Annotated in this window: 13 protein-coding genes; 5 read left to right on the plus strand and 8 right to left on the minus strand. The window is 60.4% G+C overall.

All coding sequences use genetic code 11. The features are described 5' to 3' along the window. Positions 1–327 precede the first annotated feature (327 nt). Together sorA and sorB are read left to right on the plus strand one after the other, a co-directional pair. Entirely contained in the window at positions 328–1,581 is a 1,254-nt protein-coding gene (sorA, locus tag H7698_RS00395; protein ID WP_194690328.1) for a SorA family sulfite dehydrogenase catalytic subunit, read from the plus strand. A 10-nt stretch (positions 1,582–1,591) separates the two neighbouring features. Continuing rightward, entirely contained in the window at positions 1,592–2,230 is a 639-nt protein-coding gene (gene sorB / locus H7698_RS00400) for a SorB family sulfite dehydrogenase c-type cytochrome subunit (RefSeq protein WP_162440484.1), read from the plus strand. Between the two features lie 13 nt (positions 2,231–2,243). Here sorB and H7698_RS00405 read toward each other — a convergent pair whose 3' ends face one another. The 8 genes from H7698_RS00405 to H7698_RS00440 all read right to left on the minus strand — a co-directional run bounded on the left by H7698_RS00405 (position 2,244) and on the right by H7698_RS00440 (position 12,397). After that, positions 2,244–3,017: a TSUP family transporter gene (locus H7698_RS00405; RefSeq protein WP_162440485.1), complete on the minus strand. Its 774-nt coding sequence runs from the start codon at positions 3,015–3,017 to the stop codon at positions 2,244–2,246. 103 nt (positions 3,018–3,120) lie between these two features. Continuing rightward, complete coding sequence (locus tag H7698_RS00410) at positions 3,121–4,191, minus strand: YeiH family protein (protein ID WP_194690329.1); 1,071 nt, start codon at positions 4,189–4,191, stop codon at positions 3,121–3,123. A gap of 416 nt (positions 4,192–4,607) precedes the next feature. Beyond that, positions 4,608–4,907: a DUF6506 family protein gene (locus H7698_RS00415; protein ID WP_162440487.1), complete on the minus strand. Its 300-nt coding sequence runs from the start codon at positions 4,905–4,907 to the stop codon at positions 4,608–4,610. A gap of 23 nt (positions 4,908–4,930) precedes the next feature. After that, entirely contained in the window at positions 4,931–5,884 is a 954-nt protein-coding gene (locus tag H7698_RS00420) for a bifunctional enoyl-CoA hydratase/phosphate acetyltransferase (RefSeq protein WP_194690330.1), read from the minus strand. Between the two features lie 116 nt (positions 5,885–6,000). Beyond that, positions 6,001–7,761, minus strand: a complete 1,761-nt coding sequence (xsc, locus tag H7698_RS00425; protein WP_194690331.1) for a sulfoacetaldehyde acetyltransferase — start codon at positions 7,759–7,761, stop codon at positions 6,001–6,003. A gap of 528 nt (positions 7,762–8,289) precedes the next feature. Continuing rightward, positions 8,290–9,756 (minus strand): MocR-like pyridoxine biosynthesis transcription factor PdxR, encoded by a 1,467-nt coding sequence (gene pdxR / locus H7698_RS00430; protein ID WP_194690332.1) that lies wholly within the window; start codon positions 9,754–9,756, stop codon positions 8,290–8,292. 267 nt (positions 9,757–10,023) lie between these two features. Next, positions 10,024–11,412, minus strand: a complete 1,389-nt coding sequence (locus H7698_RS00435) for an aminotransferase family protein (protein WP_194690333.1) — start codon at positions 11,410–11,412, stop codon at positions 10,024–10,026. 202 nt (positions 11,413–11,614) lie between these two features. Beyond that, positions 11,615–12,397 (minus strand): IclR family transcriptional regulator, encoded by a 783-nt coding sequence (locus H7698_RS00440; RefSeq protein ID WP_235992666.1) that lies wholly within the window; start codon positions 12,395–12,397, stop codon positions 11,615–11,617. Between the two features lie 223 nt (positions 12,398–12,620). Between H7698_RS00440 and H7698_RS00445 the strand changes: the two genes are divergently transcribed. The 3 genes from H7698_RS00445 to H7698_RS00455 all read left to right on the plus strand — a co-directional run bounded on the left by H7698_RS00445 (position 12,621) and on the right by H7698_RS00455 (position 17,003). After that, the gene (locus H7698_RS00445; RefSeq protein ID WP_162440493.1) at positions 12,621–14,285 is read left to right on the plus strand and encodes a GMC family oxidoreductase; all 1,665 of its coding nucleotides are present in this window, start codon (positions 12,621–12,623) and stop codon (positions 14,283–14,285) included. A 68-nt stretch (positions 14,286–14,353) separates the two neighbouring features. Next, on the plus strand, positions 14,354–15,676 hold the full coding sequence (locus H7698_RS00450; RefSeq protein WP_162440494.1) for an MFS transporter: 1,323 nt from the start codon (positions 14,354–14,356) through the stop codon (positions 15,674–15,676). A gap of 193 nt (positions 15,677–15,869) precedes the next feature. Beyond that, complete coding sequence (locus tag H7698_RS00455) at positions 15,870–17,003, plus strand: aminotransferase class V-fold PLP-dependent enzyme (protein ID WP_194690335.1); 1,134 nt, start codon at positions 15,870–15,872, stop codon at positions 17,001–17,003. Positions 17,004–17,018: the final 15 nt, after the last annotated feature.

Raw genomic sequence — 17,018 nt, forward strand, 5'->3', positions numbered from 1 at the left:
CCATACAGCCTCCTCACCCGATCCCGCTGACAGCGCAAAAACGTTGACCGTGCAGCGCCTGTTCGGACAGATGGATTATCTTCGAACGCCAACGCCGGCATTTTTACAGCGAGGCCGCTGAGGACCAGCAACCGGGCATGAACTGGCTCTATGCATTCAGTCACAGGGACCCGAAGGTAGCTTTCTGGGGGATCTTCCCTAAACTTGCGCGGGTTACCTGATTTCAAATTCCGATGAATATCCAATAGGGGGAATGACCCGACGCTCCGCTGCCCTGAAGGGAAGCGGTCAATTGCATCTCATTAATAAAACCAAAGAGAGTGCAGGATGAAGTTCAATTTTGTAGAAAACAGCAATCCCAGCCGCCGACGCGTTCTACGCGATGCCTTGACCCTGGCAGTGGCGGCCTCTCCGCTGGCGAGCCTGGCCAAGGCAGCCACCGAAACCACCGATACAAACCCTGATGAAGTGACTTTTGCTGCCGGCCCGCGGCCGCTGGTGCAATATCCGCAGAAACGACCGTTGACTCTGGTGACCACCCGCCCGCCGCACCTGGAGACGCCCTTCCCTGTTTTCAACGAGGGGCCGATCACGCCCAATGACGCCTTTTTCGTGCGTTACCACCTGGCCAATTTTCCGCTGAGCATCGATCCGGACAGCTATCGATTGGCGATCAAGGGTTCGGTCGACACGCCGCTGTCACTGTCCCTTGCAGAGCTCAAAGCCCTTGCCGAACCGGTCGAGGTCGTAGCCGTCAATCAATGCTCGGGTAACAGCCGTGGCTATTTTTCGCCCCGCGTGTTCGGTGCCCAATTGGGCAACGGTTCGATGGGCAATGCTCGCTGGGTGGGCGTGCCGCTGAAGACGGTGCTGGAAAAGGCCGGCGTGAAGGCCGGCGCCGCGCAAGTGACCTTCCGTGGGCTCGACAAGCCAGTCCTGCCGAGCACCCCCGAGTTCATCAAGGCTCTGGACATCAGCCATGCCATGGATGGCGAACCCATGATCGCCTGGTCCATGAACGGCACTGATTTGCCCTTCCTCAACGGCTACCCGATACGCTTGGTGGTACCCGGTTATTTCGGCACGTATTGGGTCAAGCACCTGAGTGAGATCGAAGTTGTCGACACGACGTTTGACGGCTTCTTCATGGCCAAGGGTTACCGCGTACCGGACAACGATTGCTTTTGCGTCGCCCCTGGCACCGCAGCGGCAAAAACATTGCCGATATCCAGGTTGCCGGTGCGCAGCTTCGTCACCAGCGTCCAGCACGGTGACGTTCTGCCGCTGGGGAAAAACGTGGAGCTCAAGGGCATAGCGTTCGATGGCGGCGTGGGGGTCAACAAGGTGGAAGTGTCGATTGACGGTGGCCAGCGCTGGCGCGAAGCCCGACTCGGGCAGGACCTGGGCCGTTTCTCCTTTCGTGAGTGGACGCTGGCGATCACTTTTTCCAGCAAGGGCGCCAACCAGTTGATGGTGCGCGCCAGTAACAGTGCCGGCGAGACCCAACCGCTGCAAGCCGACTGGAACCCCGGAGGCTACCGCCGCCACGTCGTAGAAACCTACCACCTGACCGTCGCTTGAGGAGGCCCGCATGAAACGTTTGACCACCCTGCTCTGCGCCGCCCAAGTGTGTCTGGCAACCCTGGCCAGTGCAGCGCCATTGGCGATCAAGTTGCCGCCTGAAACGGCCGTATTCAAACCCAGTGAACTGCCCGGCTACGCATTGGCCCAGCAGAAATGTTCCACCTGTCACTCTGCCGATTACATCAACTTTCAGCCCCCCGGGATGACCCTCGCACAATGGACTGCCGAGGCGAGCAAGATGCAACACGTGTACGGCGCTCCGATCAGCGATCAGGACGTGAGCATGATCGGCGCCTACCTTGCGGTGACGTATGGCAGCGCCAAGGCCAGCGACACCGAGGTGCAGACGGCGTCGAATCCGCCGGCGGCCCAGCCCTCGGCGGCACCGGTCGCCAACGTCGACGCCAAGACGTTGCTGCAGAACAACGGGTGCCTGGCCTGCCATGCGATTGATCACAAGGTAGTAGGCCCGGCGTATCACGATGTCGCGGCCAAGTACGGGAGTGACCCGCAGGCACTGACCCGGATTACCGCGAGCATTCAACAGGGCAGTTCCGGCAAATGGGGGGAGATGCCCATGCCGCCTTTCGCACAGCTAAGCCCGGAAGATCTGAAAACCCTGGCGACGTTCATCCTGCATCAGTAAGTCCAACCAGGATTCATGCCGAGGTTGCGGCCAGCAGCCCCGGCACTGAATCCCAGATCAAACTGACGCCCGCCAGCGCCATCAGCACGAAGACCAGCCATCGCACGGTGCGCGGCGACAACTTCGGCGGATACCGGCGCACCAGCCAACTGACCAGCACCACCAGCGGCAACGCTTCGGCACTCAACAACAACGTCGACATTTGCATCTGTCCTTGGGCGACGACCAGGCCAAGGCGCGTCGCTGCGTTCGCTGAAAACACCGTGATCAGGGTATTGCGGATGATTTCGTAACCCAGAGGCTGGCGATACAGGTGATAAACAATCGGCGGCCCGCCGCTGGAGAACAAGCCATTGAGCAGTCCGCACAGGCCGCCGGCCAGCCAGAAGGAAGGCTGTCGGGACAGGCGTTTTTTCGGTTTGTTTTGCACCACCAGCATTAGGCTGGCCGCGACGATCAATATGCCGAGCAGCAGGCGCAGCCAGGTCAGCTGGCTACCACTCAACGCCTCGAGCCCCCACACCCCCAGGCTGACGCCGAGCAGACTGCTGAGCAACACCGGCATCAGCACCGCGCGGTCCAGCTGCGGCTTCGGCCCGCCCAGCGTCCCCATGGCATTACCCAGGGTGAGGATGCTGATCACCACCGCCACCTCGGAGAGCGGCACCATGTGCAGGGACGCGACCAGGCCCATCAGGATCAGGCCGAAGGCAAAGCCGGTGAGGCTCTGGGCAACAGTAGCCAGGGCCACACAACAAAGAAAAATCAGATGCACTTGCAGGCTCATGTTGCCCCTTTTGCTGGTTAAACCAGAATGCCGCCGCACAGTGAATGTGTCGGCGGCAGCCTGGTGATCGGACGGGGCGATGTCAGTCACCCATGACGTTGGCTCATCCCAGCCACTTCACCGCAAACAGGATGATCGTCGCGAGAAACAGCGTTTCACTGACAAGCAGGGTCGCCGGGCGCCAGCCCACTTCCAGCAGCGCCTTGAGTGAAGTTTTCATACCCAGGGCGGCAATCGCCGTCACCAGGCACCAGCGCGACACATCGCCGGCCAACGCCTGCATCTGCGTCGACGCAATGCCGCTGCTGTTGATGGCGACAAACAGCACGAAGAAGATGATGAACAAGGGCAACGGCAGTGCCGGACGCGGACCACCATCGCCGCGCTTGCGCAGCAGCAACGACAGGCTGAAAACGATGGGCACCAGCATGGCCACGCGTAACAGTTTGACCACGGTCGCGGTGTCGCCGGTTTCTTCCGACATGCTGTAGCCAGCACCGACCACCTGGGCCACGTCGTGAATGGTTGCGCCGAGGAAGATCCCGGCCTGATGGGCGTCCAGGCCGATCCATTGGGCGATCGGCGGGTAGGCGATCATCGCAATGGTGCTCAGCGCGGTGACGCTGATCACAGTGAAAATGATGTTGCGTTCGCTGTCCTTGTTCTGGGGCAGTACCGCGGAAATGGCCAACGCCGCCGAGGCGCCGCAAATGCCCACGCTGCCGCCGCTGAGAATGCCGAAGTCGCGGGATTGGCCGAGCATTTTAGAGAGGATGATGCCGAACGTGATGGTCAGGAACACCGCACCAATGACCACCGCCATCAGCGTCCCGCCCAGGGAGAGAATCTGCTCGACGGTGATGCGCATGCCCAGCAGCGCCACGCCGCCCCGCAGGATGGTGCTGGAGGTGAAGCGAATCCCTGCGACCGCACGCCCCTCTTGAGAAAGAAAGCCCAGGGCCATGCCCAGCAACAGGGCCATCAGCATCACGGGGGCACCGTAATGCTCGGACAGGAAAGTGGCGCTGGCGGCGACCACCATGGCGGCGATGATGCCCGGCAGTAACAGGCTGAGTTTTTGCTGGCGGCGTACCAACCAGGACGTCGACGGCTGCGCCGTGTCCGGCAACTGACTGCGCACGGGAGGGATTGTGTGGTGTTGTTTTATTGTCATGTGCTCACCAGAACCCTGTGGTTATGAAATCACTGGATTTCGATGCTAGAGAAAACTGTGCTGCCTCATTAGGACCACCTCGAGGTGGTGTTAGGGGCCAGTCTGTGGCGGTGTTCTGGGTGGGAGCGCAGCGGATTGCCGGCGCGGATACACCGTGCCGGAAAAGGAGAGTTTTCAGACGAGCACGGTACTGTGGCGAGGGGGTTTTAGCTGTGGCAAGGGGATTTAACTGTGGTTAGGGGACTTAACTGTGGCGAGGGGATTTATCCCCGCTGGGCTGCGAAGCAGCCCCAAAAGCTAACACCGAGTTGTTTCAGGTACATCGCGTACACGGGTTTTACGACTGCTTCGCAGCCGAACGGGGATAAATCCCCTCGCCACAAAGGAATGCGTTTGTTTGGTTGGGGCGGGCCTACTCAGTCAGCCAACTGCTGCAGGCGCTCTCGTGTTTCAGGGCTGTACTGCACGGCGGCCACTGGCACCCGATCGTCGATGGCTGTGCGGATCTGCTCGACTTCGGCCTCGGTGAAGGCGCCGCACAGTTCAATCAATTGCACATGCCGGGTCAACAATTCCTGCGCCACCAGCAGCGCTTCCTCGACACTCGCAACGCCGCACAGTGTCGCGGCAAAGGTCTCGGACTCGAGGCGCCCGTTATGGGTGAGGAACTGCATGCCTGGCGCCTTGAAGATAAAGCCATAACGTTGCACAGCCATCGTGGTGCTCCTTGGATGATTGCTTAGCCAGCCGCCAGCAGGCGACTGCGCGTCTGCCGACGATAATCGATAAAAATGGAAGCCAGCGCGCAGGACGCCAGGCGCGCTTCCAACGGGTCGGCACGGGAGGTAAGAATGATCGGCACCCGCGCGCCCAGGACCAGGCCGGCGGCCGTGGCACTCATGAAATAAACCATTTGTTTGAACAGGAAATTACCGGCTTCCAGGTTCGGCACCAGCAAGATATCGGCATGGCCCGCGACCTCGCCGCTGATGCCTTTGATCCGCGCCGCTTCCAGCGACACCGCGTTGTCGAACGCCAGCGGGCCCTCGACGCAGGCATCACCCAAGGCACCGACTGCCGCCAGTTTGGCCAGCTCGGCGGCATCCTGGCTGGACGGCATGCTGCGCGTCACTTCTTCGGTACCGGACAGTACGGCCATGCGCGGCTTTTCATAGCCCAAGGCGTGCATCAGTTCGATGGCGTTGCGGGCGATATGGATCTTGTCGATGATCGTCGGTTGCACGTTGATCACCGCATCGGTGATCGACAGGGCTTTGTCGCTGCCCGGCAGTGTCATGTGAAACACATGGCTGAGACGGCTGGGGCCGCGCAGTCCGGCTTCACGCTTGAGTACCGCGCGCAGCAGGATGTCTGTGTGCAAATGCCCCTTCATGATCGTTTCCGCGTCACCGGAACCCGCCAGCAGGCAGGCCATTTCAGCGCACTGTACGTCGTCACTGGCGTGCATCACACGCAGGCCGTGCAGGTCCCAGTCGAGCTCTTCGGCCAGGGCACGGATCTGTGCCTGATCGCCGACCAGTACCGGTTCTATCAGCCCTTCCTCGCACGCCCGTTTGGCACTGCTCAAACTCAACAGATTGACCGGATTGACCACCGCCGTGACCACGCGCGGCAGTGCCTTGGCCCGATCAAGCAGGAACGCCGGACATTCCGGTGGAATAGTGCTCAACATGATTGGATTCCTTGTCGTTCACGGTAGAAACCGCGATCCCCTGTGGCGAGGGAGTTCACCCCCTCGCCATGGGCATTGAATGCAGGTGTCCGGCGCACACCGGACACCTTGACCACTCAAACGTAGTCTTTGTATTTCTCAAGGAAACGCACTGGCTTGGACAGTGCATCGCGGCGGAACGGATCGCCCAGTTCGCGGGTGCACATGATCTCGATCACCGTGGTCTTGCCGGCCTTTTGCGCCTCGCAAGCGGCCATGAGCGCCGGGCCAACGTCTTCCAGACGGTCAACGGTCACGCCTTCAGCCCCCATCGAGCGGGCGATGCCGGCGAAGCTCTGGTTTTCCAGCTCGCCTGCCACGAAGCGACGGTTGTAGAAGTCCACCTGGTTCTTCTTCTCCGCGCCCCACTGACGGTTGTGGAACACGATCGAGGTGACCGGAATGTTCTCGCGCACGCAGGTCATGATTTCCATCATCGACATGCCCCAGGCGCCGTCACCGGCATAGGAAATGGCGGTGCGATGCGGTGCCGCGACCTTGGCGCCGATGATGGTCGGCAGCGCGTAGCCGCAGTTGCCAAAGCTCATGGCGGCAAAGAACGAACGTGGCTTCTCGAAGCGCAGGTAGCTGTTGGAGACCGAGTTGATATTGCCGATATCCGTGGAGACCATGGCGTCGGCCGGCATGGCTTTTTCCAGTTCACGCAGGACCTGGCGCGGGTGCAGGTAGTTGCCGTCCTCACCGCTCTGCTCCTTGATCATGTCCAGCGAGTATTCGTCCTTCTCGTGGATCCAGGCGTTGAGCTCGCTTTCCCAGTCGAATTTTTCCTTGGCGATTTCCTCGGCACGCGCGCCCTTGTTTTCCAGGCACTGCACGTCCAGGTTCTCCAGACGACCGAGCAGGTTGACTGCTGCGGCCTTGGCGTCGCCGCAGATGCCCACCGTGATTTTTTTCACCAGGCCGAGCATTTTCGAGTCGCAGTCGATCTGGATCACTTTGGCCTGCTTCGGCCAGTAATCAAGACCGTGCTGCGGCAAGGTGCCGAATGGGCCCAGGCGAGTGCCCAGCGCCAGTACCACGTCGGCGCGCGACAGCAGCTTCATGGCCGCCTTCGAACCTTGGTAGCCCAGCGGGCCGCACCACAGTTGGTGACTGGCCGGGAAGGAGTCGTTGTGCAGGTAGCTGTTGACCACCGGGGCGCCGAGGTATTCGGCAAGTGCTTTACAGGCGTCGACAGCATCACCCATGACCACGCCGCCCCCGGAGATGATCACCGGGTATTTGGCTGCGGCCAGAATCTGCGCGGCCTCGGCCAGGCTTTGCTCGCCACCGGCGCTGCGCTCGATACGGATCGGCGCAGGGATCTCGACGTTGATGTCGCCGTAGAAGAAGTCACGCGGAATATTCAGCTGGGTCGGACCGTTTTCCTGCATCGCCCGATCGAAGCAGCGACCGGTCAGTTCTGCCATGCGCGCCGGATTGGGCACGTGCGCCTGGTACTTGGTGATGGTTTCGAAGAACGGCAGTTGCTGGGCTTCCTGGAAGCCACCGAGGCCCTGACTCATCGAGCCGGTTTCCGGCGTAATCACTACCACCGGGCTGTGCGCCCAATACGCCGCGGCGATGGCGGTCACGAAGTTGGTGATGCCCGGACCGTTCTGCGCGATGCACACGCCGTGACGACCACTGACCCGCGAGAAACCGTCAGCCATGTGACCGGCGCCCTGCTCGTGCACCACCGGGATAAAACGGATGCCGGCCGGAGCGAAAATATCCATCGCATCCATAAAGGCCGAACCCATGATGCCGAAGACGTCGGTGACGCCGTTGGCAACCAGTGTTTCAACCATTGCTTCGCTGGGGGTCATGCGTGGCATATCGATATTCCTCTCGTTGCTTAAGGTACGGCGGCCGCGCCGCCAATGACTCGGGGCTCAGCCTTTAACCGACATGGACGCACAGGGATTCACGTGAGGTCCTTTACGCATGCCGATCTCTCCGATTGTTGTTGTGATGGAGTGTTGGGGCAGGTCGAGCGAGCCGTCTCACGTTCGCGTTGAAGCGAGAACTGGCTGCCTTGGGGCTAGAGTAGGAGTCGAGAGAGGTGCCAGATAGGACCAGTTGAAGGCCACCTGTTGAGCCAGCTGGGTCCAGATTTATCCGCGCGCACAGACGATCCCGGCCAGTGCACGATGGGCGTCGTGTAAGCCAAAAATCCACGCCGTTATCAGCGCGGGAGGCGATGCGGAAAAACTGGCTATGAGGTAGTACTGATCCCTGTGGGAGCTGGCTTGGTCTGGGCGGCATTCCAACGATGGCGGTGGGTCGGCAATGATGAGGTTGACTGACTGGACGCCATCGCTGGCAAGCCAGCTCCCACAATGAGATGCGCTATAGCGTGACGGTCAGCTTATTCGCTGGATAAGCTCAGCCAGCAATTTGATCCCCGGGCGGATGCGCTCGGCGTTGATCGACGAGTAGCCCAGGCGGAAGTAGTTGAGCGGCGGGTGCTCACCGATGAAGTGAATATCGCCGGGCTCGATCAGGATGCCGTGCTCGGCGGCTTCCTTCTGCAGGCGCCGCGCATCGAGGTTGTCGGGGCCTTTGACCCAATAGCAGGAGCCGCCGAAGCTTGGCTCCTTGGAAGACTCCGGCAGGTACTCGCGCAGGGCCTCGCCCATCTGCTGATGACGCTCTTCGTAAGCCCGCATCAGGCTCATGATCAATGCGTCGTGGTAACCCCGTTCGAGGAACAGCGCCACCGAGCGCTGATTGTTCGCCGCCGGATGCCGCACCATCAGTCGACGCAGCGCCCGCGCCTCGCGGATCAGGGCTTCGGGGCCCACCAGATAGCCAACACGTAAGCCGGGCGCCAGGGTTTTCGACAGGCTGCCGACGTAAAGGACCCGGTCATTGGTGTCCAGACTCTTGAGGGCCGGAATCGGGCTGCCCTTGAAGTTGGTTTCGCTTTCGTAGTCGTCTTCAATGATCAGAAAATCGTGCTCATTGGCCCGCTGCAGCAGTTCGTAGCGGCGCTCCAACGGCATGGTGACCGTGCTCGGGCACTGATGGCTGGGCGTGGTGTAAATGACATCGCAGTCATTGAGTTCCTCGCTCAATATCAGTCCCTGATTGTCCACCGCCAGCGGTTGGATTCTCGAAGGATTGAGCATGGCAATGTTGCGGATATCCATGTAGCCCGGCTCTTCAATGCCCATCAGGCTGTCGGGGCGCAACAACAGACGCGCCAGCATGTACAGCGCATGCTGCGCACCCACCGTGACCAGGATCTGCTCAGGCTTGGCCCAGACACCACGACGTGGCAACAGCCGGGTCCTGATCTGCTCCATCAGCAGTGGATCGTCGTTGTCGAAGCGGTCTGACGCCCAGTCACGGATCGCCGGAATGCTCACCGCGTCGCGGCAGCATTCACGCCAGTTGGCGGTGGGGAACAGGGCCGGGTCGAACTGCCCGTAGATAAACGGGTATTTATAATTCTGCCAATCCCGTGGCTTGCTCATGTTGCGTTGCTGCGAAGGTTGCATCACGAGGCGTTGCGACCAGTCCGGCCTGGTGCTGGCGGCCTCATCCTGGCGCGCACGCGGCGCCTCGACTTTGTTCGCCAGAATATCCGGATTGACGTAGTAGCCGCTGCGCTCACGGGCCACCAAGTACCCGTCGTCGAGCAGGTGTTCGTAGGCCAGCACCACCGTGTTGCGTGCAACGTTCAGCTGTTTGGCCAGCTTGCGACTGGAGGGCAACGGGCTGTCGAGCGGAATATTGCCGTTGAGAATCACCTGGGCGATCTGCTCACGCAGCTGCTGCTGCAGGTTGGTGGTTTTTCCGGCGGACAAATGAAACAACTGGAACATAGCGGCCTCGACTGAACGAACGACAAGCGCTGGCAGCGCTAACGCGGCGATTGCCAGCAGACTAGCAACAACCTCCCGGCAAGACTATCCAGCGCACGATCTGGAACGTCGCAGACGCAAAAACCTACCCGCGCAACGAAGATCACCGTAGGAGCTGCCGCAGGCTGCGATCTTTTGATCCTGGCCTTGAGAGCAAGATCAAAAGATCGCAGCCTGCGGCAGCTCCTACAGTGGATCGCGTTTCAGTAGTAGTGGCTGCGTTATGCGTTATGGCTGAGGTGCAAGGCGGCCAAAGGCGTTGTCCAGGGCGGTGATGATTTCATCCAGGTCCTTTTGTGTGGCGATCAACGCCGGGGCAAAGCACAGCGTATTGTTGAACTCCTCGAAGCTGCGGTTGGTACGCCCGATCATTACGCCCTGGCGCATGCAGTCAGCGGCAATGGCAATCGGTACGCTCTCCTCCACCGGCTCCTTGGTCTTGCGGTCCTTGACCAGTTCCAGACCACAGAACAGCCCCTTGCCGCGCACATCACCAATGACTGGATACTTGTCCTGCAACTCACGCAGGCGACCCATGAAGTACTCGCCCATGTGGGTGACGTTCTCCAGCAAGCCCTCATCCTCGATGATGCGCATGTTCTCCAGCGCCGCCGCCGGACCTGCAGTGCAGCCGCCGAAGGTGCTGATGTCGCGGAAGTAACCCATCCGGTCATCGGCCTCCCCCTTGAACGCTTCGAACACTTCCTCGGTGGTCACGGTGCAGGAGATCGCCGCGTAACCGCTGGCTACACCCTTGGCCATGGTGACGATGTCCGGCTTGATGCCGTAATGCTGATAGCCAAACCACTTGCCGGTACGGCCCAGGCCGCAGACCACTTCGTCAATGTGCAGGAGGATGTCGTACTTTTTGCAGATCGCCTGAATGGTCTCCCAGTAGCCTTCTGGCGGCGTGATGACACCGCCGCCAGCGGTGATCGGCTCAAGCACCACAGCCCCCACGGTATCCGGTCCTTCGGCGAGGATGACGCGCTCCATCTGCATGGCGGCGCGCACGCCGTAGTCGGCGATTTCACCGAACTGCGAGCGGTATTCACAGCAGTGTGGAAACTCGACGAAACCCGGGGTGAACGGACCGTACTGGTTCTTGCGTTCGAACTGGCCGGTGGAACTCAGCGCCGTAATGGTTGTGCCGTGGTAATCACGCTCGCGGAACAGGATCTTGTGTTTCTTGCCGCCGTACTTTTTGTGCGCAATCTGCCGCACGATCTTGTAGGCCTTCTCGTTGGCTTCGGAACCGGAGTTGGAGTAGTACACCCGGCTAAGGCCAGGCATCTTCTCGATCAGTTTTTTGGCGAACAAGGCGCCCGGTATGTTGCCCGCGGAGTTGGCGAAAAAATTCATCTTCGCCAGCTGATCGCGCACCGCGTCGGCGATCGTCTCACGGCCGTAACCCACGTTGACGGTCCACACGCCACCCGAGACAGCATCGAGGAATTCGTTGCCCTTGATGTCCCGCACGCGCATGCCCTTGCCTTCGACGATCATCAGCGGATCGTTCTGCTCCAGCGGTTTGTGCTGGGACAGGTGATGCCAGACGTGAGCGCGGTCACTGGCCAATGCCTCGACTGCATCGTACTCGTGAGCTGTTGTTTTCATGCTTACCTCTCGACTGGTGCATTTTTATTGTTGGTCACCGGGCAGGAGACAAGCTCCAGGCACCGACTTACGAAGGAGCGGTACTCGGCATCGCAACGCAGCACCGCCCGATCCACCCCTTGTGTCGAAATTAAGAACAAGCAGCGCTCGCAGTTAGAACCAGTTATCGACCACGCGTGATGCCAGCCATCATCAGCAAGGCTCAACCCTGGGAAGAATCCAGCGCAAAGGCCAGGGCCAGTTGCGCAGCCGCCGCCTGTAACCGGGGAATGTGTTCGATCAAGTCGCCAAGGCTTTTGCGTGCCGTGGGCGCATGGCAGGCCAGCGCCGCAAGGCAATGACCGTCGACACTGATAATGGGCACGGCGACGGCGACCATTCCCCTGACGAACTCTTCACTGTCGATGCCTACACCGCGTACGCGGATGCGCTCCAGCTCGGTTTCCAGCAGGTCGATGTCAGTAATGCTGCGATCCGTCTGAGGCGTCAGCTCAAGGTGCTTGAGCACGGCACTGCGTCGTTCCGCCGGCATCTGTGAAAGAAACAACTTGCCGCTGGCGGTGCAATGCAGCGGCACGTGGGTACCCGGCTCGACATGCAGGCGCAGGGGCTCGTGGGTTTCCACGCGGTCGATGTAAATCACACGCTCGCCATCCAGCGCCGTCAGGTTGCACGTTTCACCCAGTTGCCGCACCAGCGCCTGCAGAATCAGGCGGCTTCGCTGCAGCACCACTTCGTTGCGCAACAGCGACAGCCCAAGACGATTGGCACGTGGGCCGAGCAGGTAGGCCTTCTCGTCCACTTCGCGCAACAGATAGCCAAGCCGCTCCAACGCGACGAGCATTCGCAACAGGGTGGCTTTGGGCGCCTCCAGCCGGTCGCTCAATTGTGCGAGGGACATCGGCGCATCCGCATTGGCGACCGCCTCCAGGAGCAGCAAGGCACGCAGACTTCGATCCGGATTGTCGCCGGCGATCGGCTCCAACACACTCTCCTCATCTTTTGGTCTGATTCGTACCATTATTAAAACCCCGATAAAAAATCACTTTTCCTGTAACTCATTAATTATTAGCAGGTTAGTTAAAAACGGCGCGAAAAATACGCCGTGGACTCACAAACACCCTAACTCTGGCTCCATATAAATGGAATGTATTGTTCTATTTTCAAATCTCGATTCGCGTTCACAACAATAAAAAAGAGGATTTCGGATGTCACGTACTTATGACTTCGTCATTGTCGGCGCCGGTTCAGCCGGCTGCGTGCTGGCCAATAGACTCAGCGAACACGGACGCTACAGCGTCTGCTTACTCGAGGCGGGGCCTGCGGATCGTTATCCGTGGATTCACATCCCGATCGGTTACGCCAAGACCATGTTCCACCCGGTCTACAACTGGGGCTTCTACACCGATCCAGACCCCGGCATGAACGACCGACGCATCTACTGGCCACGCGGCAAGGTGTTCGGTGGCTGCAGTTCAATCAACGGGCTGATTTTCATCCGTGGCCAACGCGCCGATTACGACGCCTGGGCCAGCGCCGGGAACACCGGCTGGGGCTGGGACGACGTCCTGCCCTACTTTCGCCGTGCCGAGTCCAATGACCTGGGCCCCGGCCCCACGCGCGGCACTGACGGGCCGCTTTCGGCGTCCAGCATCAAGGCCCGGCATCCCCTCACTGAAGGCTTTATCGGCGCGGCCAAAGAACTTGGCGTGCCTCACATCCCGGACTTCAACACCGGTGATCAGGAAGGTGTCGGTTACTATCAACTGACCACCCGCAAGGGTTTGCGCTGCAGCACGGCGGTGGCCTATTTGAACCCCGCCAAGCGCCGTCCGAACCTGACCATCGAGGCGCAAGCCCAAGCCGAAAAAATCGTCTTCGAAGGCACCCGTGCGGTCGGCGTCCAGTACCGCCAGAACGGCCAATCGCAGACCGTCAAAGCCAAGCGCGAAGTGATACTCAGCGCCGGCGCATTACAGTCACCGCAGTTACTGCAACTGTCCGGCATCGGCCCTTCGCCGTTGCTGAAAAAATTCAATATTGCGCCGGTACATGTGCTGCCGGGCGTCGGTGAAAACCTGCAGGACCATTTGCAGATTCGCTTGATCTACGAATGCACCCAACCGATCACCACCAACGATGAACTGCGTTCGCCGCTACGAAAGTTGCGCATGGGCCTGCAATGGCTGCTGACCCGCAGTGGCCCGCTGGCCATTGGCATCAACCAGGGCGGGTTGTTCACTCGGGTGCTGGAGCAAAGCGACACACCGGACATTCAGTATCACTTCGGGACCCTCAGCGCCGACTCGGCCGGCGGCAGTGTGCATCCCTTCTCGGGCTTCACCCTGTCGGTTTGCCAACTGCGTCCCGAAAGCCGCGGCCATGTGCGCATCACCTCCAGCGATCCTCTGCAACCGCCGTCGATGCAGCCCAATTACCTGTCGACCGAACTGGACCGAAAAACGGTGATTGCAGCGGTGCGCTACACCCGCAAGCTGGCCGCGACCGGTCCGTTGAAGCGGTTGATTCGGAGCGAGTATCGGCCTGGTAACGAGACCCAGAGCGACGAGCAGATTCTGGAGTTCTGCCGCCAGTACGGCGCGACCATTTTTCACCCGTCCGGAACCTGCAAGATGGGTAACGACCCGCTCGCCGTGGTGGATGCGCGCCTGCGTGTGCATGGCGTGCAGGGCTTGCGCGTCGTCGACTGCTCGATCATGCCGACACTGGTTTCGGGCAACACCAACGTTCCGGTGGTGATGATCGCCGAAAAGGCTTCGACGATGATTCTCGAAGACTGCCTGCAACCCAGTGCCCGTACACCTCACGCCACGGAGGCACCGACGCCGGTTCTGAGCACCGTTGCGTCCTGATGGAACAGTGAAAGTCGCGTGCCGTTCGCGCTCACCCTCCCTATAAATACAAGAATAGGAATACTGAGATGTCCACGCCAAATCCCGTGCGCAAGGTGGTGATAGCCAGTGTCATTGGCGCCACCATCGAGTGGTATGACTTCTTCCTCTACGGTGTCGTCGCCGGCATCGTCTTCAACCATCTGTACTTTCCGAGCGACGACCCCTTGGTCTCCACCATGCTGGCCTACGGCACGTTCGCCGTCGGCTTTCTCAGCCGACCTATCGGCGGTGTGATCTTCGGTCACTTCGGCGACAAGATTGGTCGAAAAAGCATGCTGATCATGACGATGATGATCATGGGCGTGGCCACCTTTCTGATCGGTCTGGTACCCAGTTACGACAGCATCGGTATCTGGGCCCCGATCCTGCTACTGCTGCTGCGCGTCGTCCAGGGCATCGGCCTCGGTGGCGAATGGGGTGGCGCAGTGCTGATGGCGTTCGAGTACGCGCCGAAACACAAGCGCGGATTCTACGCCAGCCTGCCGCAGATCGGCCTGGCCATCGGCTTGTGCCTGGCCTCGGGTGTGGTCGGGCTGCTGTCTTACATCCTGACGGACACCCAGTTTCTCGAATGGGGCTGGCGCATCGCTTTTCTGCTCAGCGCAGGCCTGGTGTTCGTTGGCACCTGGATTCGTCTGAACGTGATGGAAAGCCCTGAATTCGCCAAGGTCAAAGCAGCCAACGCCGAAGCAGCCATTCCGTTCGTTGACATGATGAAGCGCTACCCGAAAAACGTACTGGCCGGTATGGGCGCGCGTTACATCGACGGCGTGTTCTTCAATGTGTTCGGCGTATTCTCGCTCAGCTACCTGACCCAGACGCTCAATCTGCCGCGCTCTCAAGCCTTGATCGGGGTGATGATCGCGGCGGTGGTGATGTGCTTCACCATCCCGATGTTCGGCGCCTTGTCCGATCGGATTGGCCGCACCCGCGTTTACTTCTGGGGATCGCTGATCACCGCTCTCTCGGCGTTTCCGGCCTTCTGGTTGATGATGACCAGCCAGGGCGACATGTTCGTGATCTGGATGGCCATTGTGGTGCCCTTCGGGATTTTTTATGCGGCAGTCTACGGACCTGAGGCGGCCATGTTCTGTGAGTTGTTCGACGCGAAAGTGCGCTACACCGGCATCTCGTTCGTCTATCAATTCTCCGGCATTTTCGCCAGCGGCCTGACCCCTATGATCGCCACCGCGTTGATGCGCAGCAGCGGCGGGCAACCCTGGACAACCTGTCTCTACGTACTGTTCGCCGGCGCCGTCAGTGCTTATTGCGCCCGGTGGATCGGCCAGCGCAAAGGCGAACAGATGACGCCCGAATTAAGCGCTGCCCCGCGCACCTCCTCCTCATGACGGCCTGATCCGCTAAGCTCAGCGCATCGCCCGATTCCCCACCGGAACCGGGCTTTGTGCGTTCTTCCCGCTGGATGCCAGGCAAATCTGACCTGGCTTGCAGTTCCTGCAATTTGATCCCGGGCCACCTTGTCATTTGCCGAGGCTTGAGGCAGGGTCGATACCAATGAGATTTCTGCCACAGGAGTCACCCATGTCAAAGCTATATCCCAGTGTCGATCCCGAGGGACTGGTCGAGTACTCGGTGGTCTATACCGACCGCTCGCTCAACCACATGTCGCAGACGTTCCAAGGGGTGATGAACAACATCTCCAGCACCCTGAAAAAGGTCTACAACGCCCAGGCCGTTGCGGTGGTTCCCGGCAGCGGCACCTTCGGCATGGAAGCGGTGGCACGGCAGTTTGCCGGCGACCGGCAATGCCTGGTGATACGCAACGGCTGGTTCAGTTATCGCTGGAGCCAGATCCTTGAGATGGGCAACATCCCGGCTGCCACCACGGTACTCAAAGCCCGACCGGTCGAGTCCGGTCGCCAGGCCGCCTACGCTCCACCGCCCCTCGATGAAGTGCTGGCCGCCATTCAGGCGCAGAAGCCGCAGGTTGTCTTCGCGCCCCACGTTGAAACTTCTTCGGGGATCATTCTTCCCGATGATTACCTGCGCGCCGTCGGTGACGCCGTGCATGCCGTGGGTGGCCTGTTCGTGCTGGACTGCATCGCCTCGGGCGCGCTGTGGGTCGACATGCAGAAGTGCGCGGTCGACCTGCTGATCAGCGCACCGCAAAAAGGCTGGAGCGCATCGCCCTGCTGCGCCTTGGTGATGTTCAGTCCCCTGGCCCTCGAGCGCATCGAACCGACGCAGAGCAGCAGCTTTGCCTGTGACCTGAAAAAATGGCTGCAGATCATGCAGGCCTACGAACAGGGCGGGCACGCCTACCACGCAACCATGCCCAGCGATGCCCTCGCGCGCTTTAACGATGTGATGAAAGAGACCGAAGCCTACGGCTTCGAAAAGGTCCGCGCCGAACAGCAGGCACTGGGTGACCGGGTACGCGCGCTGTTGGCCGGCAAAGGCATCAAAAGCGTGGCCGCTGCTGGTTTCGAAGCCCCGGGTGTCGTGGTGAGCTACACCGATGATCCGGAGATCAAGAGCGGCAAGAAATTCGCCGCCCACGGTCTGCAGATCGCGGCCGGCGTGCCATTGCAATGCGACGAACCGGCCGACTTCCAGACCTTCCGCATCGGTCTGTTCGGGCTCGACAAGCTGCACAATATCGAGCGCACGGTCAGCACCTTCGAACAGGCGCTGGACGAGGTCATGGGTCGCTGAGCCACCCGCCTTCGC

The sequence above is a fragment of the Pseudomonas sp. p50(2008) genome (assembly GCF_015351605.1).
GTDB lineage: Bacteria > Pseudomonadota > Gammaproteobacteria > Pseudomonadales > Pseudomonadaceae > Aquipseudomonas.